Here is a 26,688-nt window from a genome sequence, read left to right on the forward strand (position 1 = left end):
TATACGACTATTTCTCCACAGGGAAAATCAGCATAATGACTTCAACAGCTAAGGAAATGCTGAGACGGATTAAAACTCACCAGGAACAGAGTTTTCAAGGAAGTAAAAAGATATCGGATACCAAGGATGGTGATTACAGAGGAGAGTAATCGAAGGGATATGGGAAAACGCAGGATTGCAAATATCGATAGGGAAAAGGATCAAAGGAAAGCGCTCAACTAGGATCGTGGGCAAACGGATGTACTAAGATATTGGATACCAGGATGGTGATTACAACGGAAAGTAATCGAAGGGAAATGGGAAAACGCGGGATTGCGAATATCGATAGGGAAAAGGATCAAAGGAAAGCGCTCAACTAGGATCGTGAGCAAACGGATGTACTAGGATATTGGATACCAGGATAGTGATTACAACGGAAAGTAATCGAAGGGATATGGGAAAACGCAGGATTGCGAATATCGATAGGGAAAAGGATCAAAGGAAAGCACTCAGCTAGGATCGTGGGCAAACGGATATACTAGGATATTGGATACCAGGATGGTGATTACAACGGAAAGTAATCGAAGGGATATGGGAAAACGCAGGATTGCGAATATCGGTAAGGAAAAGGATCAAAGGAAAGCACTCAACTAGGACAGTGAGCAAACGGATGTACTAGGATATTGGATACCAGGATGGTGATTACAACGGAAAGTAATCGAAGGGATATGGGAAAACGCAGGATTGCGAATATCGATAGGGAAAAGGATCAAAGGAAAGCACTCAGCTAGGATCGTGGGCAAACGGATATACTAGGATATTGGATACCAGGATGGTGATTACAACGGAAAGTAATCGAAGGGATATGGGAAAACGCAGGATTGCGAATATCGATAGGGAAAAGGATCAAAGGAAAGCACTCAGCTAGGATCGTGGGCAAACGGATATACTAGGATATTGGATACCAGGATGGTGATTACAACGGAAAGTAATCGAAGGGATATGGGAAAACGCAGGATTGCGAATATCGGTAAGGAAAAGGATCAAAGGAAAGCGCTCAACTAGGATCGTGAGCAAACGGATGTACTAGGATATTGGATACCAGGATGGTGATTACAACGGAAAGTAATCGAAGGGATATGGGAAAACGCAAGGTTGCAAGCTGAGAGTTAAAGGAAAGACTAGTAAGTATTGAGAGTATGAATAGGAAGTACTCAGGCCATTTGGATCAGGATGATCTTTGCAAAAGATAGTCGAAAAGCTAAATTAAATAATATCTCCAAAGAAAATTAGGAATATGAATGAAGGCAAAAGGAATAAAGATTTGCCTCATGGAAGAAAATCTATAAATGCATAAACACAAAGATAACTTGTAAGTATTCAGAGCATAACAACAACGATAACGCTCAAGGAAGATAACAAAAACACTTCAAAATGTTGTAGCAGGGAGCTACACCTTAATGGAATAAAAGGAAAAGGATATTGTAATTGAACCGTTGGCACGGATTGATGCGAACAGGAAGTATAATTGGGCAAAGCGGCAACTAAATGGAAGTTTAAAGGGAATTAAGTATAGGAATAGAAATTGGACACAAACAGCGGAAGTCACTATATATTTAAAGCAAAAAGCAGATAGTAATAGGGCGATAGATGTACGGCCTCACGGATGAGAACAGGGTAGCAGGAGCGATCGGGAAAATGTCTAACAACTCATGTAGCTTCAAGGAAGTAGAAGGCTGTTGGTCAAGGATGACCTAATATCTATCAATACACTTCTCCACCCACTGCAAAATACTCATAAGCACAACACTACTCGTAAACACTACACTAAAAGCTAGAGAGTCTCTATTTATTCGTAAATAGAGAGTTTATTTTATCCATATTATTTTCAATAAAAATATAAGTTAAGGAAATAAGGTTATGGCTTACGAAGATGCAATCGTCAAAGAAGCAACAAGCTGGGTAGGAAAAAAAATGAAGTGGGTGTCCTTCGATCCCGACAAATCAACATTGTACAAAAAACTTAGCGCTAATAATTTAACATCACCAATAATTCCCAGTGAAGCCTGGTCAGTAAATTGCTTTGAGATGCCACTGATGGCAGCGTTAAGTGCTAATGCACTGACCAAGAAGTATGTAACCAAAATGTACAATGATATGGGTTATTGGCTTAAAGGCTACCAACTTAAAAATTACACAAGTAGTGTTAAACTAGATAAAGGTGATTTAGTGTTTTGGAAGTCGGTGGTCGCCGAAACATCTATTCTCGCAAAAACAATTTTCAAACTTGGCGACAATGGAAGTGATGATAAGATATCATTTGGTCTAGACCATGTAGCTTTAGCAACAGGTAATAAAGACGAAGTGATAAGTTTCTGGGAAGACAACACCATAAAAAAAACTAGCATCGCAGAAGTTAACAGCGAACTTGCAGAAACGTGTAAAGGTATGGAGTTTAAGATTTCCAAGAGTCGTGGCCCATGGGCTTATTGGATAGGTTTTTAATAATCCACCATACTTTATAAATAATTCTGTGTGACGTCATAGTCTGAACTATATTAGTTCAGACCTAATGGGTCACACGAATTATATAAGAGTAAACTATCGTTTTTATAGTTCACTGACATCCTGTTTAAGCTTTTCTAAATGCGCAACTATAGTTGAATCAGTTATAGCTTTCTTATTACCTCCCAAGTGTTCAGCTAGAAAATACTCTACAGCAATAGCAGCGGCAAGCTTATTATTTTTCTTTCCAAAGCCATGCCCTTCATCTTTTGCTAAAATATATTCTACGGGCAAACCCTTTTCATACATTGCTCGGGCTATCTGCTCCGATTCAGCTTGCTTTACTCGAACATCATTTGCACCTTGAATTAACAAAACAGGTGCCTTAATGGAATCCACATAATTTAATGGAGATCGACGCTTTAATTCCAACAAATCTTCTTTATTCTGCGGGTCACCAACCCAGGAAAACCAGGTGCCTTTAAGCAACGGACGCCAATAATCAGGGAACGATTCGACTAGTGTAACTAAACTTGAAGGCCCAACAAAAGATATCACCGCTGAATACACGTCAGGAGTAAAAGTAGCACCAGCTAATGCCGCATAACCACCGTAAGACCCTCCAAAAATACCAACACGCGCTTTATCTACGATACCTAAATCAATTAGATGTTTAACCCCATCAGTAATGTCATGTTGCATGGCACCTCGCCCCCACGTTCGGTGCCCTAAATTGAAAAACCGTTTTCCAAAGCCACTAGAGCTTCGATAATTAGGCTGTAAAACCGCATAACCACGATTTGCTAAAAACTGTGCCATACGATTAAAAAAGCCATCATCAAACATAGCATAATCCCTCACCCATGGCCCACCATGAGGGATTACAACTAGGGGCAAATGTTTTTTTTCTTTTCCATTAGGCAAAGTTAAATACGCTTGAATAATTTCACCATCACGAGCGCTATATTCTATAGAAGAATGATGAGCTAATAGTTTAGGGTTTAGAGTAGGACTATTTTGATAAAACAACGTGAGTTTTTTCTGATCGGCTCTATAAATATAGAAACCTGTAGGTGTATTGCCACTGCCGGCTTTTAATAAAATAGTATTCTCATCTTTGCTCATCTCAATAATTGTAATTTGTAAACCTTCAAGTTGTTGTTTTATTGCATTAAAGGTAGATTTGAAGCTTTCTTTTTTAATATAAACCCGTTGATACGCGTCGTAGTAACTGGTCAGTAATAGATCCCCAGCAGGAGAAAATAAAGTTTGATAAATATCCGACTTATCTAAGGGATCACTATCTATTAACTTCTGCTCTCCGGTAGAAAGATTCAACGAACGTAGCTGAGTTTTATCTGTATTACCGCTATTACTGGCAAAATAAAGATCATCTCCATTTTTGCTTAGAGTAACTACTGACATCAACTCATTTTGCACAGTGCGTATTAGTTCTTTACTTTTACTAGACGACCCGTCAAAACCATAAATGACTTGACCACCAACATCAGCTTGACGTTGAGCAATACGTAAAGCTCCATTTTTATCAGTTAAAAAACGAGTAAAGCCTTCATTATTTTCAAATACCCTCTCTCGTTTCCCTGAACGAATATTTAGACGGTACAGATCAAAAAATCGTGAATCTCTATCATTGAGTGTAATCATGATACTATCGGGATCATTTTCTATAGTGTCTGAAATCGAGACTCTAGCATCAGCAAGGTTAACCAGAGTTATTTCCTCAGCTTTACCCTCTTTCGAATTAGCAATCGAGATTTTAAAAAGACCATAGTTTTCGTCACCGTTATTATCTTTTATATACAAAATATCTTGATTGTCTGTCGACCAAATAAAATTCCGTATAGGCACACTAGACCTAGTTAACTGATAAGGCCTAGCCCCGTCTTCAAGGCTCTGAATAAAAATATTGGGCACATCATTAACGGTTTTGATAAATGCAACTGTTTTGGCATTGGGCGATAGTTGAGGGCGGGAAACTGTACTTTCATCAAAGAACAGAGCAGCGTCCAGCAGAGGAGTCGCAACGAGAGAAGGCAGCGCTTTGGGCTTTCTCCCCTCGAAATTTGAACAGGCACTGACAAGGCAGCAAACAAATAATGTAAAGAAAACAATCTTTCGATAGATAAGATGGGACATGATGCTCTTCTTCGGTTTGTTATATGACGATACCTACCTTATCTTTAAAATTATTGTTTTACAATAATTAATACAAACAAAACAAAAATTTATTTTTGTTTTACACTATTAAATGACTGTGGTAAGATAATTTTACATATACATTAGGGCTTTCTATGTCTTGGCAATTATCTCTATCGCATATTCAGATAGTTTCTCGGTTAGCAAGATATGCGATACTTATTTTTATGGCTGTAATCCCGGCCTTACACATTGTATTGCTCATTACTAATGACTATTTACTCGTCAATCTAGATAATCCCGTGTGGAATGCACTGGTAGACCACTATATTGAACAAGGAGATTTATGGCTGATTGGAATATTAACAATGCCTTTTCTCTTAATGCGATTGTGGTTGATGTGGTGGTTTACGCGTTTGTTTACTTGTTACGAAAGAGGTAGACTACTGGATAGCAGCACTGTGCACTGTTACCTATGGCTAGCGTGGCTAAATGTACTGTATCTTTTTTTAGGACTATTGATTCCCATTCCCTTGGCCCTTTGGTATATGACTCTGCAAGATAACTTTGTTCTAGCTTTCGCCATTAAACCGATAGACTTACTCTACCCTCCTATATTTTTAATCATTGCCTATAGCTTAAAGCTGGCATGTGATATCCAGCAAGAGAATAAAGAGTTTGTATAATGACGATCATTGTCAATCTCGACGTCATGCTGGCTAAGCGCAAGGTCAGCTCAAAAGAACTTGCCAAAGCAGTAGGTATTACTCCAGCCAACCTTTCCCTGCTTAAGCAAGGTAAAGTAAAAGGCATTAGGTTTGAAACCTTAAATGCCATATGTCTACACCTAGACTGCCAGCCGGGCGACTTACTAGAGTTTAGAGGGGAAAACAAGGAGCTTTAATGTCGGTCTTCACCAACTTTAGGTAACTCTCGGCATTTAGGTTTAGCGAACAAAAATTGCGATGTTCCAATAACACGTTCACTAAATCCACCTTCACAGTAGGATAAATAAAAATCCCACATACGAATGAATACGTCATCAAATCCTAGACGTTTAACCTCATCAATTTTATTAAAGAAACGTCTTTTCCAATGAGATAGTGTTTGAGCGTAATCCAACGTCATATCATCCAGACAGACAAGGTGCATATCTGTCACTTTGGCTAAAGTGCGCAATAAAATTTCGTTCGAAGGCAAGCACCCGCCAGGAAAAATATAGCGTCTGATAAAATCTACTTTATCTTTTTCCCTTTCATAACGTTGATCCTGAGTGGTAATAGCCTGAATAAGCATTAAACCATTGTCCTTAAGCAGGTTTGAACAGCGGCTAAAGTATTCATTATAATACTGGTGACCCACAGCTTCTATCATTTCGATAGACACTATCTTGTCGTACTGCCCCTCAAGATCGCGATAGTCCTCTTTCAAAACATATATTTTATCTTCCAGACCTTCTTCCTCAACACGGGTCTTTGCTAGAGAATACTGTTCTTGCGAGATAGTGGTTGTAGTCACCTTGCAACCATAATATTTAGCAGCATGAATAGCCATACCACCCCAGCCTGTGCCAATTTCTAAAAGGTGATCACTTGGTTTTAAGTTCAAACGACGACAGATATGATCGAGCTTAATAAAGGATGCTTCTTCCAGGCTAAGGCTCTTATCAGGAAAAAGTGCCGCAGAGTACATCATGCTCTTGTCTAAAAATAATTTAAAAAAGTCGTTACTTAAATCGTAGTGGGCAGAAATATTCTTCTTAGAACCATTTTTAGTGTTTAACTTAAGATAGCCAGAAAGACTGTCTAATAAACGATTAAACCAATTCCATCCAAAGTCTAAATTATCAAGTGTTCTCTGGTTAGCAACAATCACGCGAACAACCATAACCAGATCCGATGATGTCCAGCTTCCCTGCATATAAGCTTCACCGGCGCCAGTAGCCCCACCAAATAAAACCTGAGGATAGGCAGCAATGTCTTTCACAGAGATATGAGCAATTAATTGAGAATTATGAGCTTTATTGCCAAAGGTTTTAATTTCACCATTTTCTTCTATGGTCAAACAACCTTCTTTGATACCGGCAAGTTGATTGAACAATAGCTTGCGTGCAATGCCAGCAATAAGTTGAGAGGCATGGCCTATTCCCGTTTTTTTTGTCTCTGCTAAAATAGATCTCATAGTTCTCTCGTTCCAGTTTGTTCTTTTTTATGTATTCCAGACATTGCATTTTTTCCTAAAAAAGGAACACCTTTAATAAATAGACAAAATGCTTGCCAGTATATTGCTGTAAAAACTTTTAAAGTCATAAGGGGATAGCGCAATAGTATAAGGTTTAAACTGGCCTTTGTTATTGGCTCCCGCTTAAGACGTAAGGTCGCATCTGTGATACGTTGATTATTCTGAACCGTATCAATATGCAAGTGCAATAATTGATCAGGAGTTGTCGACTTCCATTGATAATGCATGTCAAGGGGGTTAAAGGGCGAAACAGTAAATACTTTGTCAAAAAATACACGTTGCCGCCTATTTTCCCAGCTCATATCCAAAACATAGGCGTGGCGCTCGTTCCATGGCGTATTATTCACTTCAGCTAGTATCGCTTGCAAATTCTCGCCGCTTTCATCGAAGCAATAATACGTTGTTAGTGGATTCATATTAAAATTGAAATAACGAAAATTAGCCAGTACACGCACATCGCCTGTAACCTCGCGGCCAAGCTTGTCAGCAACAGTTTGCTTAACACAATCGCTTAAGTCGCGTTTAGGGTCACCATGAAAGTCTTCACGCTTAAATCGCGCAACACCAAATGCACTTTTAGACCACAGAGGCGACAACTTCAACACATCATCTAACTCATCTAGGCTGACATAAAGCATAAACACGTTGTAATTAAATTCGTGGCATTTAGGCGAAAAACGACGATGTCTAACATTACCTGTGTATATTGCACTTTTCATTTTTATAAAGTCTCACCAAAACATTTGGCAACTCGCAATGCACTAACAACACCATCTTCATGAAAACCATTTGCCCAATAGGCACCACAAAACCATGTATGATTGACACCGTTAATTTCTTGCCAACGTTTTTGCGCCTCAATACCAGCCACAGAAAATTGTGGGTGGGCATAACGAAAGCGACCAAGAATTTTACTTTCGTCGATAAGCTCATCGGCATTTAACGTCACACAAAAAGTATCTTCAGATGAGATGCCTTGTAAAATATTCATATTGTAAGTGACAACAGGTAAAGCATTCATACTTAAATCATTGTCGGCTTGCAAACGGTAATTCCAGCTCGACCATGTTTTCTTAATTTTTGGTAATAAATGGGTATCGGTGTGTAATACGACACTATTTTCGCAATAGGGAATTTGTTCCAGGATATCGCGCTCGGCATCACTTGGCGATTGTAGTAGATCTAAAGCTTGATCGGAATGTGTGGCAAAAACCACATCATCAAAACTCAAGGCTTCGCCATTGTTAAAGTGGAGAATAACACCATCATTACTACGTTCTACTGTTTTAATCTCAGCATCACAGAATATTTTATCGGCAAATGATTTAGTTAACGGGGTGATGTATTCCTTTGAACCACCTTTAATTACATGCCATTGCGGACGGTCAAAAATATTTAGCAAACCATGGTTATGAAAAAACTGGACAAAAAAGTGAACGGGAAACTCTTTCATTTTAGCCAGTGAAGCCGACCATATTGCCGCGCCCATAGGCACTAGGTAAAAACGAGAGAAACTATCGGAATAGTTATTAGCCTCTAAATATTCTCCCAGCGACATATCAGCTGAGATTGACTGACGCTGTAAATCATTACGAGCTTCGCGATTGAAACGAATGATATCTCGCAACATTGTATAAAATTTAGGCGAGAGCATGTTTTTACGCTGAGCAAAAATTGTATTTAAATTTTCACCCGAATACTCAAGACCTGTCGCATCACAACTGACAGCAAACCCCATTGACGTAGGCTGCGATGCGACACCTATTTGCGACAATAACTCAATAAAGTTAGGGTAAGTCCAATCGTTAAATACAATAAAGCCTGTGTCGATTGCATAGCTACGGTTATTGTGCTCTATATCGATGGTAGCAGTATGACCACCGAGGCGTTTTTCTTTTTCAAATAATGTAATGTCGTGGTTTTTATTGAGTAAATATGCAGCTGTTAAGCCGGAAATCCCTGAGCCTATAATTGCTATTTTCTTTGTCATAAAACTTCAGGTTTCCTAAATCTTGGAGCACATATTTTCATCCAAAAAAATGAAGGTAAAAAGCGCATAATTTTAAGAGGGATAGACATTTGTTTAGGAAAGTCGATAAACATTTTTCGTTTGGTTATCGCCTTTACGATATGTTTAGCAGCAAGATCACTTGGCATTAAAAAGGGCATATCAAAGTCATTCTGCTGCGTCAGCGGTGTATCCACAAAACCGGGTCGTACAATGGAAATAGATATATTATCTGAAGCGATATCAACTTTCAGTGATTGTAGGAAATATTCCAATGCAGCTTTTGACGCACCGTAGGCGGCGGCCCTGGGAAAAGGCACAAGCGCAGCCAAACTGCTGATTGCAACGATATGAGGATGACTGGCTGATTTGCGCAGTAATGGTAGAGCAATACGAACTGTTTCTACAGTTCCAAGGTAGTTAACTCGCGTCAAACGTTCGTACTGTTCTGCTTGTAGTGCTGGAACATCATCGTACTCACATGTACCTACGCATGAAATCAGCATATCCAACTGATCCGTTTGTTGGTGCAAAACTTCTTCTGCCTTTGCAAGACTCGCGCTATCCCCTACATCGATAGGTAACACAAAAATATTGTCCGGAAACTGCGCTTTCAACGCTAGCAGCTTATCTTCTGAGCGGGCACTGATGTAAAGGTAATTTCGATGTTTAGCTAATAACTTAGCGAGATCAAAGCCGATACCACTACTGGCTCCGGTGATCCATATTGTCTTGTTACTCACATAGGATAGGCTCATGACGTTTACTAATTCATTCCTAATTTTACGTTTTCTAGTTTGCTAGTACTCACCACCCAAGAGCATTATCTCGGAGCGTGGGAATTTGCCTTTATCGAATGTGCAGTTTCAATTAGCCAGCTAAGAAGAGACCCTATGTTTGAGTTTCTTAACCACGGCCCCCAACAGAGGGATGTGCTCGTAAAGTAGCTCACCCATATCGTAATAGTCTCGATGAGAGACTATTTTGTCATCCATGGCGACTACCGTTACACCTTTCAAACACAGAGGCTTTCCTGAGTTGATCCGGGGATGCTGGTAGTGCATTTTCCATTCGGCGTAGCCGGAGTTATTTCCAGCAAAATGCTCCGTAAACTCAAAGCGGCAATAATCTAAATTCTGCATCGAACTCGCAAAGTAAGCACTTAATTGAGCAACACCATTAACTTCATGTACAGGATCCTTAAACACCACATCTTGTGCATAGATATCAGGCAGTAAATGCAATGATTCTGGTGTAAATTCTGAGTAGAAGTTAATAAATCTTTCAAATGAACGGGACATAGGGCTCACAATACGATGTTTGTCTTTATTACGTGCTTCACAAGCGCTAAGATCAGTTAAGACCTGTTAACACTTATTAATAGGCTCTAGCACTAAACGAAGATGAGAGAATAGTCATCCAATGGTCAAGACAATACGTAAAAGTTGCTGTTAACACACACTTTTACACGGTATTTGTCCTTATGGCTGTACAAAAAGAGCAAAGTCAGCAGAAGCGCATGGATACACAAAAAGCCCGTGAGGATAGTTGGTCTACCCTACTTACTCGCATTGCCCAACACCACGATGAGCATGCTTTCGCAGAGCTTTTCCAGCATTTTGCACCCCTGATCAAAGGTTTTTGCCAAAGTAACATTACATACTTGTCGTCAGAAGCCGCAGATGAGCTGGTTCAAGAGGTGATGTTTAAGGTGTGGCAAAAATCAGCCAACTTTGACTCATCCAAGGCCTCCGCCAGCACTTGGATATTTACCATAACGCGCAATGCTAGAATTGATTACTTACGTAAGAATTCAAAGCATCAGCTGCTCAGCCAACCCCTTGAGACGGACGATATATGGGACGAAGCAGCTGACAACCAACCGTTCATCTATTTACAACAGAATCGCCAGCAACAAGAAATTGTAAGTTTTTTGGAGTCCCTTCCGAAAGAACAACGCTCCTGTATTAGAAAGGTGTATATGGAAGGGAAATCTCATACTGAGATTGCAGACGAACTCAAGTTACCATTAGGTACCGTCAAGTCCAGAGTTCGCTTAGGGCTCAAGAAATTGCAAGCTCACCCACAAGTATTATCGAGGTAACTTAAAGTGGCGAATTTTCACCCATCAGAAAACACACTGATCGAATTCTCTGCCGGCAACCTGGATTGGGCTCTGAGCATCTGTGTTTCTGCACACCTGCAATTTTGTCCTCACTGCGCGCACAAAGTCAGTGAGCTCAACGCTATTGGTGGCGCTTTGATAGAGCAAACTAAGCCCGCTCAGGTGTGTAACTCAAGTTTTGACAGCCTCATGCAGAGGATTAAAAACTCTTCTCAAACACAGGATTGTCAGCCGATACAGCGTCAAGCTAAGCAGGATCAACGAACCAAAGACTTGCCCGAAATAGTGCAAAAATTGATACCTAAAGACAAAACTCTCAAGTGGTCATTTGTATCGTCATCTTTAAAATCCGCCCGGCTTGATACAGGCCAGGGAAAATATGAGGTGTGCTTTCACAAGATCAAACGAGGCGGAAAAGTTGTGGAACATGATCACAGAGGACTTGAAGTTACATTAGTTTTAGAGGGCAGTTTCTCTGATGAAAATGGTAGCTACATGCCCGGCGATTACATTGTCAAAGAGCCCGGTGAGATCCACCGACCGATGGCGACACAAGACCAAGATTGCCTCTGTCTTTCTGTCGTGGAAGCTCCGGTAAAAGTGACTGGCTTTGCAGGTAAAATTATCAATCCGTTCTTACGAATCAACCCTAGATAAAGCCAGCTTTAATAAGGCAGCAATTGACATTGCGTCGGTAATTTCTCCATTCATCGCCATTTCAATGGCTTCTTTTAATGGTAGTTTTCTGACTTCAATGTCTTCGCTTTCTTCTAATGCTTGCTGGCCTGCTGACAAGCCTCTTGCAACAAAAATAAAACCTACTTCGTCGGTCACGGAGTTCGAAGTGTGCAATGTCATAAGGGGTTGCCAGTTATCGGCCACCAAACCAACCTCTTCATTAAGCTCTCGCTTGGCAGAGCTAAGCGGATCTTCCCCTATAGGCGAGCCGCCCTCGGGAATTTCCCAAGTGTATTGATTAAGCGCATAGCGGCTCTGTCTTACTAACCAAGTATTGTCTTCATCATCAATAGCAACAATACCCACCGCTTGATTTTTAAAGTGTACAACGCCGTATATACCTTCGCTGCCATTAGGACGTGTTACATCCTCATGAGTCACACGAATCCAAGGATTTTCGTAAACCACTTCTTGTTTTAATTGACACCAGCCTGCAATCTTTTTTTTCATAACAACTCTGTCTTTATTGAACAACTTTTTGCGCAGTCTCACGCTTATCTTGAGGAGTATTCGACCAATCTGTGTAGCGAGTATTGCCCTTTTCATCCTGCCATTTATAAATGACTTTCGTTTTATGCTCTAAAACACTTTGTCCCAAGGGCACGGGCTCAATAGGTTCACTAGCAACTGTATGCGCAGAGTTAGCACCATCAGGCGAACTAGGGCCACCCTCTTCCATGACAATAGTAATAAGGGTTTGCACTTTTTTATTGGCAAGCAGCGCTACGGTATTTTGTTTTTCTACCAACGCCATTACTTCAGCATCATTCAATATCTCAATCACCCTTTCGTCCGAACGCAAGGTGTCCATTCGCCGCCAAACAAAGCTCATTTGCGAAGCCACATAACGATGGTTGTCTCTTGGAGCCGCATCTTTAGGCAAACTTTTTTCCAATATTCGTTTCATTGCCGGCTGCTCCACCAAGGCAAGAAAATTTGGGTTATCAATGAGCTCATCGATGTTATTGTGCATCATCAGTTGTTGTGTGCCTTGGTCACGCCAAAAACTCTTTAATTCTTGCGTACTAGAAACTTCTTTAATCGCAGCAGAAAACTCCTGTGGTTCACTAATTGCGGTGGCAACGATATTGGTTCTAAATTCATCATCACTACTAAAATTCATACCTGCACGCACAAGCTCGGCAACAAACATAGAGGAAAACTTGCCCAGAGGGTCAGACTCGGCATATTTTGTCTTGTCACTAGAGGAAAATGCCGATAAAACACTAATAAGCCATATTAATCCAACGGCAATAATGGCACCTGTGGTGGCCCCAAGCACTGCCCCAAGAAGACGCTGTTTAGAGGTCGCTTTTTTCAAAGATGGAAAAATTAAGATGGCAACATAGGAGATCAACGCTGAGACGGTGAAAAAAAGTGCGATTAAGGTAACCAGCATAGCAATGATACCTTCCAGCCCTTTATCTTTGGTTAACTCAACCAAAGGTGCGGTCGCAATAGCACTGGCAATATAGGCACAAACAAAGCCTACAAACCCAATAATACTGAGCCAAATCCCTTTGTTATAAGCGCGTAAAGCAAAGATAAAAACACATCCAGCTAAGATGATTAAATGTGTTGAAGAAAACATTCAAACTCCACCATTGAAATTGCCCATAGAAGTCCCATTTTGCTACACTTCGCCAGCACCTTGTAAGCAACATTGTTAAGTACAGTAGAGGTGCTCTAAAGGCTATTGCTCGTAGCAACAACGCTCAACGAAAAATACCACTAGGTTTAGCGCGCTTATAAATAACAAGCGCTCTATAGTGTAGCCAGCATTTTAACTCACAAAAATGGCTTTCGAGTCTGATTCTCACTAGCCATCGGAATTCAATGTATGTCAAAAACAGCGCGTTTAAAAGAGCTCATTAATAGTGAAGAGTTTATCGGCCGTCATATTGGGCCCGATGAATCACAAACTCAATCTATGCTAGCGTCGTTACAGCTCGAATCTATCGATCAACTTATCGGTAAAACTATCCCTCAAGGCATTCGCTCTGAAACTACACAGACCTTAGAGGATGCCAAGAATGAGCATCAGGCTTTGCAAGAAATACGAGCAATTGCCAGCAAAAATAAAATTTACAAAAGCTACATAGGTATGGGCTACCACGACACCCATGTCCCTCCTGTTATCCTGCGCAATGTGCTAGAAAACCCTGGGTGGTACACCGCTTACACACCCTACCAACCAGAAGTAGCACAAGGGCGTCTGGAAGGTTTATTAAACTTTCAGCAAATGATTATTGAACTAACAGGCATGGACCTTACCAACGCCTCCATGCTTGATGAGGCGACCGCCGCTGCCGAAGCAATGGCAATGGCTAAACGAGTTTCACGTAAAAATAAATCGGAAAATTTCTTTGTGGATGCTAACTGTCATCCCCAAACCATTGCCGTCATTAAAACTCGCGCTGAGCACTTCGGCTTCAACATTATTGTTGATCAAATAGAGCAGATAGCCGAACAAGAGAGCATCTTTGGCGCCCTTATACAATACCCCAGCTCGACCGGCGCAATTGAAGATATCGAACCATTAATTAAAACCATCAAACAGAAGCAAGCACTTGCTATTGTAGCCGCAGATATTATGAGCCTAGTGCTGCTAACAGCCCCAGGTAAATTGGGGGCAGATATTGTGGTAGGCAGTAATCAACGCTTTGGTGTACCAATGGGCTTTGGTGGCCCGCATGCTGCCTTTTTTGCTTTTAAGGATGCGTATAAGAGAGCAACCCCAGGCAGAATTATCGGTGTTTCCAAAGACACTCGAGGCAAAACCGCGCTGCGCATGGCCATGCAAACACGCGAGCAGCATATACGCCGAGAAAAAGCCAATTCCAACATTTGTACCTCACAGGTTTTACTGGCGCTCATGAGTGCTTTCTATGCCATGTATCACGGCTCAGAAGGTATCACCCGAATCGCCAACCGAATCCATGAATTCACTAAAATTCTCGCTCAAGGAATAATACAGCTGGGCTACCAGCAAAATAATGAGCACTACTTTGATACTTTATGTATTGAAGTAGGTGATCAGCAAAAAACCTTGTACGAGCGAGCATTAGCACACCAGATAAATATGCGTCTAGTAGGTGACTCTGCAATTTCACTGAGTCTCCATGAATGCACAACACTAGAAGATATAGCCGTATTGCTAGAAGTGTTCGCAGGCGATAAAACTCCTATTGAGCTTGATGCTCTATATGAGCAAGCAGAACAATTAAAGGTAATTCCTGAAGCACTTTTGCGTAAGGAACCTGCTCTACAACACGAAATATTTTCTAAGTACCAATCTGAAACGGACATGATGCGCTATCTTCATCGCCTAGAAGCGAGAGATATTGCGTTGAATCACGCGATGATCCCTCTGGGATCATGCACCATGAAGCTCAATGCTACGGCCGAAATGGTACCCGTCACATGGCCAGAATTCGGCAAAATACACCCTTATGCCCCACAGGATCAAACCGAGGGCTACCGTGAGCTATTTAGCCAACTAGAAGAAATGTTAAAGGCCTGCACAGGCTACGATGCCATTAGCTTGCAACCAAACGCGGGCTCCCAGGGGGAGTATGCAGGTCTCGTAGCAATTAAGAAATACTTTGAGCACAAGGGACAGAGCCATCGTAATATTTGCTTAATTCCAGCCTCAGCTCATGGCACTAACCCAGCATCAGCACAAATGGCTGGGATGAAGGTTGTTGTCAGCGCTTGCGATGAGCACGGCAATGTGGATATTAATGACCTTAAAGATAAAATTGAGCAACATGGCGAAAATATTGCCGCGCTCATGGTCACCTACCCTTCTACACACGGTGTCTTTGAAGAAGACATTCAAGCAATATGTGAGCTTGTCCACTCTGTAGGAGCGCAAGTGTATATCGACGGGGCCAATATGAATGCGCTAGTTGGACTCGCCGCCCCGGGTAAATTCGGTGGCGATGTATCCCATTTAAACTTGCATAAAACTTTCTGTATTCCCCACGGCGGTGGTGGGCCAGGCATGGGGCCTATTGGGGTAAAGTCACATTTGGCCGCATTTTTACCCTCGCATCCTTTAGTAGAAACAGGGAACGACAGCAGTAATGGTACGATTTCCGCTGCTCCTTGGGGTTCCGCTAGCATTCTACCCATCAGTTGGATGTATATTAATATGATGGGCCGTGAAGGCATGAAACAGGCCACTGAGTATGCCATCCTAAATGCAAACTACATAGCCAAACGCTTAGCCGATCACTACTCCATTCTTTACCAAGGCAAAAATGGTTTTGTGGCTCATGAATGCTTAATTGATTTGCGCCCTTTAAAGGAAAGCAGTGGTATCAGTGAAGAAGATATAGCCAAGAGGCTTATGGACTTTGGCTTCCATGCCCCCACCATGTCGTTTCCCGTCGCAGGCACCTTAATGATCGAGCCTACAGAGTCTGAGTCAAAAATAGAACTGGATCGTTTTTGCGACGCCATGATTAAAATTAGAAGTGAAATTCAAGCCGTTGAATCGGGAACATACCCGGCAGATAATAATCCGTTGGTGAATGCGCCTCATACGCTTGATGATGTCTTAGATGGGAATTGGCAACGGCCTTATAGCCGAGAAGAGGCAAGTCAGCCTTTAGCCTACCTGAAAGAACATAAAGTATGGCCGTCAGTCAATCGTATTGACAATGTCTATGGCGATAGGCACCTTATCTGTTCTTGCCCTTCATTAGAAAGCTATATTGATTAACAAGTATCTTGGGGATAAAGCGTAAGGCTTTATCCCCAAGAGTTTATGCTGACACTAACTAGTTAAAAGTTTCTTCCATATCAGAAGCGAGATAAACAAACGCAGCATATGCGGCGATATTCTGGCGTAACTTGTCGATGTTAATTTTGTCAAGCGTATCATCTGGTGTATGGTGGAGATCAAAGTAGTCCACACCATTTTGCTTTAATTCAGCAACAGGAAAGCCCATTTCTCTAATATATTTAACATCTGGGCCACCATAAGCTACTGTGCTCCCAGGGATAATGTCCAAGGGGCGTAATACTTCCTGGAAAGCTTTAACAATGTCTAATTTGTCTTTGGCAACATTATTAGAACCAAACTGCCATACAACATCGGCACCAAAATCAGACTCAGCTGAGATAATGTGATTAGCCAGTTCCTCTTTGTGCTTGTTAGCATATTCTTTAGCACCCACAAGGCCAACTTCCTCAGCACCAAACAGCACCACGCGAATTGTGCGCTTCGGCGCTTTGCCAAGTACTTCTTTTACCAAACGAGCAGCCGCCACGACTATACCTACTCCGGCACCATCATCGATTGCACCAGTTCCAAGATCCCATGAATCTAGATGAGCGCCAATCATCACAATTTCCTTGGGCGATTGAGTGCCAGGAATTTCTGCAATTACATTACCTGATTTCCCTCTTGGCTCTGTACGCGGTGTCAATGTGACCTTGACACGCACCTTACCTGTTTTATTCAGTATTCTTCGCAGCTGATCGGCATCTGGAGCGGATAATGCCGCTGTTGGCACACTCGGGTCACCTGTCGTATCTGTCACACGTCTCATCTGTCCGGTATGGGCAAAGCGGTGTTTAGAAGTTCCAACTGAACGTATCAATGCTGCGCTGGCACCTGCTCGATGAGCTTCAAACGCAGTTTCGCGGCGTTTAGCTACAGCGGCACTATAACCAGAGCCATCTTGAGTACGAGCCATCGTTTCATCGACAAAAACTATTTTGCCTTTTAGAGAATTGGCCTTAACAGTTTGCAAGGCTTTTAGTGAAGGCACGACATAAATTTCACCCTCAACACCTTGAGCTGGAGTAGAAACACTGCCACCCAAAGCAGTAATAGTGAGTGGTTGTGGAAATGGAGAAGTAATTTCAGCCGTTTCGATACCACGAGTCCAACGAGGCACATCAAAATGCTCTACTCGTACATTTTTAAAACCCAGTGATTTAAGCTTCTTCACTGCCCACCGACGAGCACGAGTTTCGGCTTCAGTACCAGCAAGACGAGGCCCAACTTCCGTGGTTAATGATTCTACAACTTGATAGCCTAAATCATCTTTCAGCGCTTCGGCTATTAACTTATCCGCATTCTTTTTTTGCTGAGGACTAAACTCGAAAGCAAAGCTCGAAAAGCTGATAATACTCAATAAGAGATAAATAAAACCTCTAAACATAAAAAAACCCTATTACTAAAAACTTAGATACTATTAATTACAGTTCGTAATTCCAATTCACAACTCTCATTCGGTAATCAGATCTACTAATCCGGCAGCGAAACATATCACTCTGACATATTTCGCTAGTACCAATAAAAATCGAAAATCTAAGTGCGCATAGCTATCATTAACTACCACATAAAATAACGCACTTCATCGAACAAAGCGCATCATAAGAACTTAAATTTTTATCAAGTATTTTGACGGTAAAAGAAGCAAAAAACAATCAAAAACGCTGTTTTGCGCCAAAAAGAAGGCACTGTATATACGGTTACAATTATAACGAGAACTGGCTATGCACACATGACGAAAAGACAAACAACACTTCGTCGAGAGATCATGTATCAGCAGTTAGATTTCATACCTGCAATAAATATGATCTTAAGTACTAGAGTTATGCATCTGGGACATTAAGGGCAAGTCTCACCTGACTCAATTCATTGCTAGGTATTTTTACGAAGCGGAGAGAAGAAACCTATCTTCGATCAATACGATAAAGCCATTCCATAAAATAATAATCCACACCGACGCAAGATAGCCTAAGCACAAAGACTCTAGCGATATGAGAAGTTTCGATAACATCGAATTAGCTAATGATTAACATAATAACTACATCTAAAGTGTATCTTGGCTGTTACATTCTCTATATTTTTGAAATAGCTTTTCGGGCAAATTTAATTAAAAATTGACACTTAATATAAGTAGAAATGCGCGACAAAATCGACGGATAATTTTACACTTTATGACAATTATCATTAGCTATTCACAAAAATTAAAATTTTTTATTTATCAAATAATTTAAAAGATTATATTTATACCCGTCGCGGAATAGGCAAGGACAAGAATACAGTCAGTACCAATTAATGACGTATTTAAAAAGCCAAAATAATAAAGCAACTACATTTGCACAGAATAAGTTCGTGACAAATAACACATTGATGAGTTGTTATAATTTATAGATATCCAATGCTCGAACATATTATTTATCGAGCATTTAACTAGAGCCATTTTCATCATAGAAAAATTAGTTAGTGGTATTTATTGTTTATTTATTAATGGGTTGATTGAAACAAGATTCAACACCTTATCCACTATCGAAAAAGCTCTCGACCTATAAAGCCACATAATATGGGAAACATATTGTGGATTATTTTTGCAAAAAATATTTACATTCAGAGTGTTTTTTGTAGTTAAATGCGCTCCCCAAGCCAGGGAGTAAAACAATAGCAATTACATTAAAGCGATTAGGACTAAGTTAACAGTTTAATCGGGCATCCTTTTGACGTTAATTAGTCGATTAATTTTACAGTCCAATATGCAGAATTATGTAGAGAAGTGGTTTAAAGCTGTATTGATTTAAAAAATCCAAAAAACTCAAACATAGGTATAGGCATTTTTTCAATGAGAAACGTAAAACTTCCGATAAGCATATTAATGAGCGGCATAATGTTTTTAGCTCACACAGCATCGGCCAGTTATTACAAGAGCTACTACGATCGCTCTATACCTTCCGTTGTCATCACTGTTAAAAATGATGCGCCATCCAAAGGCACAAGCTTGACACCATTTTGGTTAGGCATGCACGATGGCTCTTTTGATACTTTTGACGAAAATACGGCTTTAGGTGATACTGCCGCAAATCCTAATTTAGTGCCAGCACCTGCAGTCGAACGTGTTGCAGAAGACGGTAATACTGAGCTGATAAGCAAAGAATTCAGTCTGCTGCAACCTCGATCACCACAGGCGACATTAGTAAGTAAAAGTGCCCTGCTAAACCCCGGGGAAATGGCAAGCATTACACTTAATGTAAATCCATTAGAAGACCGCTTTTTTAGCTACGCGTCAATGATTATCCCTAGTAATGATGCATTTATAGCAAATGAAAACCCGATGGCTCATCAGCTCTTTGATGAATATGGTTATTTTATTGCGGAAGATTTTAACGTCATTGGCAAGGATATAGTGGACGCGGGAACAGAAGCGAATGATGAAATAACGACAAATATAGCCTATTTAGAACAAATCCTAGACAACACCGGCACCCCTGAAAATAATGTTGTCGGCAAACACCCCGGACTTCTGCGAAAGTCTTCTCACCCGCAAGGCATATTAAATGACCCTGAATTTGCCAGAGCAGATTTTGTTGATCCTCATTATCGCGTCACCAGCTTCAGTTTTAGATATGTGGATTTAGGAGGGCGAGTCCGTTTTACCAGCCAACTAATGCCAGACCCGACAATCTCAACCACTTCTATCAACTATTCCACTCACTCTAATTCTTCTCCTGTTGCTAAAAGCTATGCCACTGCTAAGGCGAACTTAAGATCTAAAAATGCTGAAAGTATAAGAATAAAAATACAGACAAATAACTTATCTAGCGATCTTGTATCTGCGCATTTACATCGTGGTCTATCAGGAGAAGAGGGTCCAATTGTGGTCGATATTGAAGACAATATCTACGATTCTAAGGTCGATATTACAATTCAGGCTAGCGATATTTTAGGAGATTTATCAGAGGGCAAAGATCCAATGTTAAACCTGTTAAACGAAATGGCTGCCGGTAGGATTTATGTAAGTTTGCGCACAGAAGACTTCCCGACTGGAGAACTTCGTGGGCAGCTTACTTTGCGTTAATAAGCTGTGTTAAAAAACACTATCGTCAATATTTTTATCTGTTTAATATATTCACAAACTTAAACTTAAGACTTAATAAAAAAGCCTTAAGTTGATAAAGCGTAGTTTTATTTATTTAGACTCGTTTGATAAAAGCGGATGTTCCAATAGCCTAAGAGCACATCTAAGACTATAAAAAGATAAACTTCCCAGTAAAGATTAATGCCGCCACATAAACAACTAAGGGGCATTCCCGCAGGCGAAAGCTAAACACTTTAATAAGAGCATACGTGATAAACCCCAACCCTATGCCGTCGGCAATAGAATAGCCAAGAGGCATGCTAATAGCGGTTATTATAGCGGGTGCGCTTTCACTGTAGTCATGCCAGTCAATATCAGCAGCACTTTTAGTCATCAAACAAGCGACAAAAAGTAACGCTGCAGCAGATGCGTAACTTGGAACACTCTGCGCAAGAGGTGAAAAGAACAAACACAATAAGAATAGAACACCGCAAATAATAGCCGTTAAACCTGTTCGCCCCCCAGCCTCAACACCTGTGGCACTTTCGATAAAACTGGTAGTGGATGAGGTTCCCATAACCGCGCCGAAAGTTGTCGCGCCAGAGTCTGCCAATAAAGCCTTACCAAGACGAGGTAAAGAGCCATCTTTATTCACCATGTCTGCACGTGTGGCAACACCGACCAAAGTTCCCGCTGTATCGAATACATCGACAATAAGCAGGGTGATAATAACTGTTATCATGGTGACATCAAATGCACCAGCAAGATCTAAACTCAAAAATACGGGTGCAGGAGACGGCGGCAACGATACAATTCCTTTAAATTCAGCATAACCCGTCAGCCAACCAACCAAGGTCGTTAACAACATGCCTATAATCACAGCCCCTATTATTTTCTTTTGTACCAACGTTGCAATAATGGCAAAACCAATTAGGCACATAAAAGGTTCGAAACTCGTCAAATCTCCCAATTGCACAAGTGTCGCAGGGCTGTCGACAACGACTTTGGCATTTGTCAAAGCAATTATTCCCAAGAAAAGACCAATACCAGTAGAAATACCCAATTTTAAATTGCGCGGAATGGCGTTAATCAACCACTCTCTTACAGGCAAAACACTCAATATAATAAATAAAATGCCAGAGATAAAAACGGCACCAAGAGCAACCTGCCATGTATGGCCCATCCCCAACACAACACCATAGGTAAAAAAAGCATTTTGTCCCATGCCTGGTGCCAGAGCTATAGGATAATTTCCCATCACCCCCATCACAATAGAACCAAAAGCGGCAGCAACACATGTTGCGAAGAATACAGCACCAAAGTCCATGCCTGTCTGGGATAACATAGCGGGATTAACCACCGTAATATAGGCCATTGCTAGAAATGTCGTTATTCCCGCGATAACTTCTTTTTTATAGGTGCTTTGTTTATTATCCAATTGAAAATAACGTGATATATATTCCATAGTTAAGGCTTCTTGTTCTTTTGAAAATTGAAAGTAGTTTGACTTACTCGCACATACGAAAATTACCTAGCATGTTTTGCTATATGCGCTAAGTGCTATGCTAGGAGCAAATCTATGCATAAATCTAAAGTGCGAATCGACATCATGGATGTAAACCATGAAAGCAAAGCAATGAACAAACCATATATTCAAGTGCCATATAATAAAAGCGCCAAGAGCTCTTTCTTTTCACATCTATTACCCATCATTTGCTTTTTGTATATCTCAAATAATGCACAAAGACATAAGGTTTAACAAAGCCCTAAGATTGGATTAACAGGTGCCTGCAATCAGTTGATAGCGCCCCACAACAACACATAATGGTTTTTTAATATAGAAAACGAACTAAATCAGTGCAAGGATTTGAAAGGAAATGAGAAACATATCCTCGTCTTTTCTTATACGTCATAGGCTCGCCTCATAGCGATTTCGATCCATCTAGCCTATGATTCGTTTTCCCCAAAAGAGCTTCACCGGAACCCACTGAGGTTTCGGTTTTTTTCGACTTTACTCACCATCCATTGGTACCACTACACAGTGCGGCGAACAATAAATATACTATCGCCATAGAAAAGCCTCTATATACAGCAACAAACATTAGATTTACACTGCTGATCCTGGGCCTATTAACAGGCCATAAAGTACACAATTATCAATAATATACACAGGCCTTAGTTGCATGGAAAAATATTTTCTTACCGCCAATGAGTTACTACTGGATTCGTTTAAATTAGCAGAACAGATATTTGAACGAGGTTTTCGCCCCCACTTTATTATCGGTGTTTGGCGTGGTGGCGCACCAGTAGGAATTGCCGTACAGGAGTATTTGGATCATATGGGGGTTCATACCGATCATATTGCTATTCGTACGTCCTCATATTATGGAATCAATCAACAGCACAAAGAAGTACGTGTTCACGGCTTGGATTACGTCATAGATAATGTCGAAGCGGATCAAGAGTTGTTACTTGTCGATGATGTCTTCGACTCAGGGCGCTCTATTCGAGCAATTATTGATCAAGTTAAAAAACGTGCGCGACGCAATACGCCACATACCATTAAAGTAGCCTGCCCGTGGTTTAAGCCCGCTAAGAATGTTACTGATATCGTACCTGATTTCTACGTACACGAAACAGATAAATGGCTTGTCTTTCCACATGAGCTTAAGGATTTGAGCGAGGAAGAAATAATCAAAGGAAAGGGGCAAGAACTTGCGAACATTGTCTTAAAAACACAAAAGTAATACCTAGCGGCAGACACATTATGATATCCAAAAGTCCCATAGCCATTTTTGGATATCAGTAATCCACTTGCAATCCAAATTTTATACAGTGTCGTCTAAGGTACAAAAATAGCATGTAAATTAATATTGTTAGATTTGCGATAGAGATATTTTTATGTGTAAAAACTTTGGATTACTCATTACCCTTTTGATTTTGACGCACGCTTTCCCGCTGACATATGCGACCTCTGCAACTGCTCCGGCCACCCAGACAAAAATAGAGAGCGAAAAGATAGCGGTTAAAGCTGTTGTCGTTACAATGTTTGAATATGGAAAAATTACTGGCGATAAACCCGGAGAATTTCAGTTTTGGGTAGAGAGAGGGAAGCTGGATATAGAACATGAATTTCCTCTTGGGGAGTACCCCTTAAGGATGAACAAAGAGGGTGTTTTAGCAATATGCTTAGGTGGCGGTATCGCAAATGCGACAGCGTCTATCATGGCTTTAGGACTAGACCCCCGTTTTGATCTATCAAAAGCCTATTGGCTGGTAGCCGGCATCGCCGGCGGTGATCCAGAAGATATTTCACTAGGCTCAGCTGCTTGGGCAAGTCATGTTGTCGATGGCGACCTAGTCTACGAAATTGACGCACGAGAAATTCCTTCCCAGTGGCCATATGGTTTGATACCGTTGGGAGCTAAAAAACCTGCCCAAACGCCTGAGGATATATATACCGGTTGGACACTTGATACCGTATCTTTTCAATTAAACTCAGACCTTGCCAAGTGGGCATACAAGGCAACTAAAGATATAACGTTGCCTGATTCACCTGGTATTAAAAAATATCGCGCACTATTTTCATCTTATCCAAACGCCCAAAAACCTCCCTTTATTACACTTGGAGAAACTTTAAGCTCCAGTACATATTGGCATGGTAAGCATATGAATCAATGGGCCAATGATTGGGTGAAACTTTACGCGGGTAAAGATGCTAATTTTATGACGACCAATATGGAAGACAGCGGCACATTAACTGCTTTGTCTCGCTTAGCGAGACAGAATATCATCGACTACAAACGCATTATGATATTGCGCACCGTAAGTAATTATTCCATGGCACCAAAAGATAAGCCCACCAGCTGGAGTGTTACCGCACCTTACGCCGACGAAGGTCGCCCGGCGCTTGAAACAGCCTATACCATCGGTAGCAGCATCATCAAAAAAATTGTCACTAATTGGAATACTTATCAAAGTGAAGTACCGGGAAACTAAAGTGAAGTTTGTATTTTTTATCGTATTATTAAATTTTTCCACACTATCTTTTGCTGGCAATAAAGTACCGGTTATTCTCGATACAGATATGGCAATAGATGACTGGGCGGCACTGCTACTTCTGGCTATGCATGAAGATATTAACTTGTTAGCGGTAACCGCTAACGGTGTTGGTGAATCGCGTTGTCAACCCGCAATGGAAAACATTCCCAAGCTACTAGATCTTACGCCTTCGCAAAAAGTGGCTATTGCCTGTGGTGATGACTATCCAATAGACGGGTTTTTTGCCTTTCCAGAGGCCTGGCGTCAACAAGCAGATACCTTATCTAATGTAAAACTGCCTACAAGCCAGCGCGAAGTGAGCAAATTACATTCGGTAGAACTTATTCATAAAATATTAAAAGAGAATAGTAGTGAGAAAGTGATCTTGGTCTCCACTGGCAGCCTAACTAATATCGCTCAGTGGCTGACAAAGTACCCTCAACAAAAAAGCAGAGTTTCTCGGCTAATCATTATGGGGGGAGCATTTGACGTTCCCGGTAATATTATTGTGCCAGGCTTTACCGATAAACATCCGAATTTACATGCTGAGTGGAATATTTTTGTCGACCCTAAGGCTGCAAGTATTGTTTTTAAATCGGGATTGCCAATAGAAACTGTGGGTCTAGATGTTACCAATCAAGTGAAAGTAGAAGCTTGGTTCGCCACGGCATTTAAAAAATCTGTTGCTACCCCTGCTGCTGAATTCTGGGATAAGGTATTAGATGATAACGATTGGTTTATTGACTCAGGAGAATACTACTTCTGGGATGTATTGGCAGCTATTGTTGCGATAGATTCATCTTTTTGTGAGGGCACATATGATTCTGTTGAAGTTTCCTACGATGTCACAGATGAGCCTTGGCAAGCCTCTGCACTTAAGTCCATACCAAAAACACTAGCTGACGGCTCAGTAAGAAATCACTTCTCGGCTAAAACCGCAGGCATAACAAGAGTCAGTGGTAGCAACCCTAAGGTAAAAGTGTGCCGAAAGACAAAAGCTCAAGCGGCATTCGATTTGTTTACAAAAACAATTAATTCGAGGGATACATCCAAAAGCAAACATAAAGTTAACATGTGAATAAAATGAGGGACATCTTATAGATGTTCCTCATCTACGTATTTGCTAGCAATTTTTTATTTCTTAACTATTCTCTTGCACGGCTGCTTGCGGTATGGGCGGCTTTAGTCCAACACCGCTAAGAATCATTTTACTTAGAAAACCGCCGACCTCGTCGATCATCTTTTCTTCGTATTCTTCTCGCTCCATAATAGTCAATACTTGTGTCTTAAAATCAGCATAATGCTGAGTTGAAGACCAAATAAGGAAGATCAAGTGCATAGGATCTACCGGCTTCATCTTGCCCTGTGAAATCCAAGTTTGTATGACTTGTATTTTATCTTTAACCCATGGCCGCATATCGTTGCGCATATACTCGCCAAGATGGGGAGCACCGGTAATAATTTCCATCGCAAAAAGCTTAGACGATCGCGGATGGCTATAGGAAAGCTCAACTTTTTTTCGAATAAAACGATCGAGCACCTCAGCAGGATCATCATCGACCTTTATATCGTCAAGGTGATCATTCCAAAGTTGCAGAATTCCATCAAGCACAGCTACATAAAGATTAGTTTTTCGACGAAAATAGTAATGCACATTAGCTTTGGGAATACCGGCCCTGTCAGCTATAGCCTGGATACTTGCCCCCGAAAATCCTTTTAAAACAAATTCCTCTTTAGCAGCCCTTAAAATTTTCTCAAGATTTTTATCACGTATTTTTCCGCGTTTATATTTGCGCGGAGCAGTAGTGGGATGATTCTCATGATCATCTATAATATTTACCATGAAGCGGCCTTTTTTATTATCAAGTGTACGTTTTCAAAGAAATCCCTACACGTTTATCGACTTCAGACAAGCTTATGTTTTGCCCTTAATATAAACTTGCCACAAACGCGATAAATCCGACACTACTTATAATTATATTTCAACACTCTCAACAACAATTACCTAGGGTAACGCTGTTTCATTATTATGATATTGT

General features: G+C 40.9%; 21 protein-coding genes. 10 read left to right on the forward strand and 11 right to left on the reverse strand.

Annotation, left to right across the window (positions count from 1 at the left end; genetic code table 11):
- Window positions 1-1,899: 1,899 nt before the first annotated feature.
- Window positions 1,900-2,484 (forward strand): hypothetical protein, encoded by a 585-nt coding sequence (locus BVC89_RS23475; protein ID WP_086933542.1) that lies wholly within the window; start codon window positions 1,900-1,902, stop codon window positions 2,482-2,484.
- 105 nt (window positions 2,485-2,589) lie between these two features.
- Here the strand turns inward: BVC89_RS23475 and BVC89_RS23480 are convergent, their stop codons facing one another.
- Window positions 2,590-4,641 (reverse strand): S9 family peptidase, encoded by a 2,052-nt coding sequence (locus BVC89_RS23480; protein WP_086933543.1) that lies wholly within the window; start codon window positions 4,639-4,641, stop codon window positions 2,590-2,592.
- Window positions 4,642-4,796: 155 nt separating this feature from the next.
- On the opposite strand from BVC89_RS23480, the gene BVC89_RS23485 reads away from it, so the two are divergent.
- Together BVC89_RS23485 and BVC89_RS23490 are read left to right on the forward strand one after the other, a co-directional pair.
- Window positions 4,797-5,327: a hypothetical protein gene (locus BVC89_RS23485; RefSeq protein WP_086933544.1), complete on the forward strand. Its 531-nt coding sequence runs from the start codon at window positions 4,797-4,799 to the stop codon at window positions 5,325-5,327.
- Window positions 5,327-5,545 (forward strand): helix-turn-helix domain-containing protein, encoded by a 219-nt coding sequence (locus BVC89_RS23490; RefSeq protein WP_086933545.1) that lies wholly within the window; start codon window positions 5,327-5,329, stop codon window positions 5,543-5,545. Before BVC89_RS23485 ends, BVC89_RS23490 begins: the two co-directional genes overlap by 1 nt.
- On the opposite strand, the gene BVC89_RS23495 is transcribed toward BVC89_RS23490, so the two are convergent.
- The 5 genes from BVC89_RS23495 to BVC89_RS23515 form a co-directional block, all read right to left on the reverse strand.
- Window positions 5,542-6,822 carry an SAM-dependent methyltransferase gene (locus tag BVC89_RS23495; protein ID WP_086933546.1) on the reverse strand — a complete coding sequence of 427 codons (1,281 nt, stop codon included), beginning with the start codon at window positions 6,820-6,822 and terminating at the stop codon, window positions 5,542-5,544. The genes BVC89_RS23490 and BVC89_RS23495 overlap by 4 nt on opposite strands.
- Window positions 6,819-7,601, reverse strand: coding sequence for a DUF1365 domain-containing protein (locus BVC89_RS23500; RefSeq protein WP_086933547.1), 783 nt, complete (start codon window positions 7,599-7,601; stop codon window positions 6,819-6,821). Before BVC89_RS23500 ends, BVC89_RS23495 begins: the two co-directional genes overlap by 4 nt.
- 2 nt (window positions 7,602-7,603) lie before the next feature.
- Window positions 7,604-8,872 carry an NAD(P)/FAD-dependent oxidoreductase gene (locus tag BVC89_RS23505; protein WP_086933548.1) on the reverse strand — a complete coding sequence of 423 codons (1,269 nt, stop codon included), beginning with the start codon at window positions 8,870-8,872 and terminating at the stop codon, window positions 7,604-7,606.
- Complete coding sequence (locus tag BVC89_RS23510) at window positions 8,869-9,633, reverse strand: SDR family NAD(P)-dependent oxidoreductase (protein WP_158658092.1); 765 nt, start codon at window positions 9,631-9,633, stop codon at window positions 8,869-8,871. The genes BVC89_RS23505 and BVC89_RS23510 overlap by 4 nt, the downstream gene beginning before the upstream one ends.
- A 135-nt stretch (window positions 9,634-9,768) precedes the next feature.
- Window positions 9,769-10,191: a nuclear transport factor 2 family protein gene (locus BVC89_RS23515; protein ID WP_086933550.1), complete on the reverse strand. Its 423-nt coding sequence runs from the start codon at window positions 10,189-10,191 to the stop codon at window positions 9,769-9,771.
- Window positions 10,192-10,373: 182 nt separating this feature from the next.
- Between BVC89_RS23515 and BVC89_RS23520 the strand changes: the two genes are divergently transcribed.
- Window positions 10,374-10,994: a sigma-70 family RNA polymerase sigma factor gene (locus BVC89_RS23520; RefSeq protein ID WP_086933551.1), complete on the forward strand. Its 621-nt coding sequence runs from the start codon at window positions 10,374-10,376 to the stop codon at window positions 10,992-10,994.
- A gap of 6 nt (window positions 10,995-11,000) precedes the next feature.
- Window positions 11,001-11,672 carry a ChrR family anti-sigma-E factor gene (locus BVC89_RS23525; protein WP_086933552.1) on the forward strand — a complete coding sequence of 224 codons (672 nt, stop codon included), beginning with the start codon at window positions 11,001-11,003 and terminating at the stop codon, window positions 11,670-11,672.
- On the opposite strand, the gene BVC89_RS23530 is transcribed toward BVC89_RS23525, so the two are convergent.
- Window positions 11,652-12,203 (reverse strand): NUDIX domain-containing protein, encoded by a 552-nt coding sequence (locus BVC89_RS23530; protein ID WP_086933553.1) that lies wholly within the window; start codon window positions 12,201-12,203, stop codon window positions 11,652-11,654. The genes BVC89_RS23525 and BVC89_RS23530 overlap by 21 nt on opposite strands.
- Before the next feature lie 13 nt (window positions 12,204-12,216).
- Entirely contained in the window at window positions 12,217-13,344 is a 1,128-nt protein-coding gene (locus tag BVC89_RS23535) for a CvpA family protein (RefSeq protein WP_086933554.1), read from the reverse strand.
- Between the two features lie 249 nt (window positions 13,345-13,593).
- On the opposite strand from BVC89_RS23535, the gene gcvP reads away from it, so the two are divergent.
- Entirely contained in the window at window positions 13,594-16,482 is a 2,889-nt protein-coding gene (gene gcvP / locus BVC89_RS23540) for an aminomethyl-transferring glycine dehydrogenase (protein WP_086933555.1), read from the forward strand.
- Between the two features lie 58 nt (window positions 16,483-16,540).
- Here gcvP and BVC89_RS23545 read toward each other — a convergent pair whose 3' ends face one another.
- Window positions 16,541-17,932 (reverse strand): M20/M25/M40 family metallo-hydrolase, encoded by a 1,392-nt coding sequence (locus BVC89_RS23545; RefSeq protein ID WP_086933556.1) that lies wholly within the window; start codon window positions 17,930-17,932, stop codon window positions 16,541-16,543.
- A 1,443-nt stretch (window positions 17,933-19,375) separates the two neighbouring features.
- Here BVC89_RS23545 and BVC89_RS23550 point away from each other — a divergent pair.
- Window positions 19,376-20,608 (forward strand): spondin domain-containing protein, encoded by a 1,233-nt coding sequence (locus BVC89_RS23550; protein ID WP_086933557.1) that lies wholly within the window; start codon window positions 19,376-19,378, stop codon window positions 20,606-20,608.
- Window positions 20,609-20,777: 169 nt separating this feature from the next.
- On the opposite strand, the gene BVC89_RS23555 is transcribed toward BVC89_RS23550, so the two are convergent.
- Window positions 20,778-22,073, reverse strand: a complete 1,296-nt coding sequence (locus tag BVC89_RS23555) for an NCS2 family permease (protein WP_086933558.1) — start codon at window positions 22,071-22,073, stop codon at window positions 20,778-20,780.
- 718 nt (window positions 22,074-22,791) lie between these two features.
- On the opposite strand from BVC89_RS23555, the gene BVC89_RS23565 reads away from it, so the two are divergent.
- The 3 genes from BVC89_RS23565 (at window position 22,792) to BVC89_RS23575 (ending at window position 25,727) form a co-directional block, all read left to right on the forward strand.
- Window positions 22,792-23,355, forward strand: a complete 564-nt coding sequence (locus BVC89_RS23565; protein ID WP_086933560.1) for a phosphoribosyltransferase — start codon at window positions 22,792-22,794, stop codon at window positions 23,353-23,355.
- Window positions 23,356-23,509: 154 nt separating this feature from the next.
- Window positions 23,510-24,607, forward strand: a complete 1,098-nt coding sequence (locus tag BVC89_RS23570) for a purine-nucleoside phosphorylase (RefSeq protein ID WP_086933561.1) — start codon at window positions 23,510-23,512, stop codon at window positions 24,605-24,607.
- A gap of 1 nt (window position 24,608) precedes the next feature.
- The gene (locus BVC89_RS23575; RefSeq protein WP_216825034.1) at window positions 24,609-25,727 is read left to right on the forward strand and encodes a nucleoside hydrolase; all 1,119 of its coding nucleotides are present in this window, start codon (window positions 24,609-24,611) and stop codon (window positions 25,725-25,727) included.
- A 63-nt stretch (window positions 25,728-25,790) separates the two neighbouring features.
- Here the strand turns inward: BVC89_RS23575 and BVC89_RS23580 are convergent, their stop codons facing one another.
- Window positions 25,791-26,492: a TetR/AcrR family transcriptional regulator gene (locus tag BVC89_RS23580; protein WP_086933562.1), complete on the reverse strand. Its 702-nt coding sequence runs from the start codon at window positions 26,490-26,492 to the stop codon at window positions 25,791-25,793.
- Between the last annotated feature and the right edge of the window lie 196 nt (window positions 26,493-26,688).

This window comes from Agarilytica rhodophyticola (assembly GCF_002157225.2).
Lineage (GTDB): Bacteria > Pseudomonadota > Gammaproteobacteria > Pseudomonadales > Cellvibrionaceae > Agarilytica > Agarilytica rhodophyticola.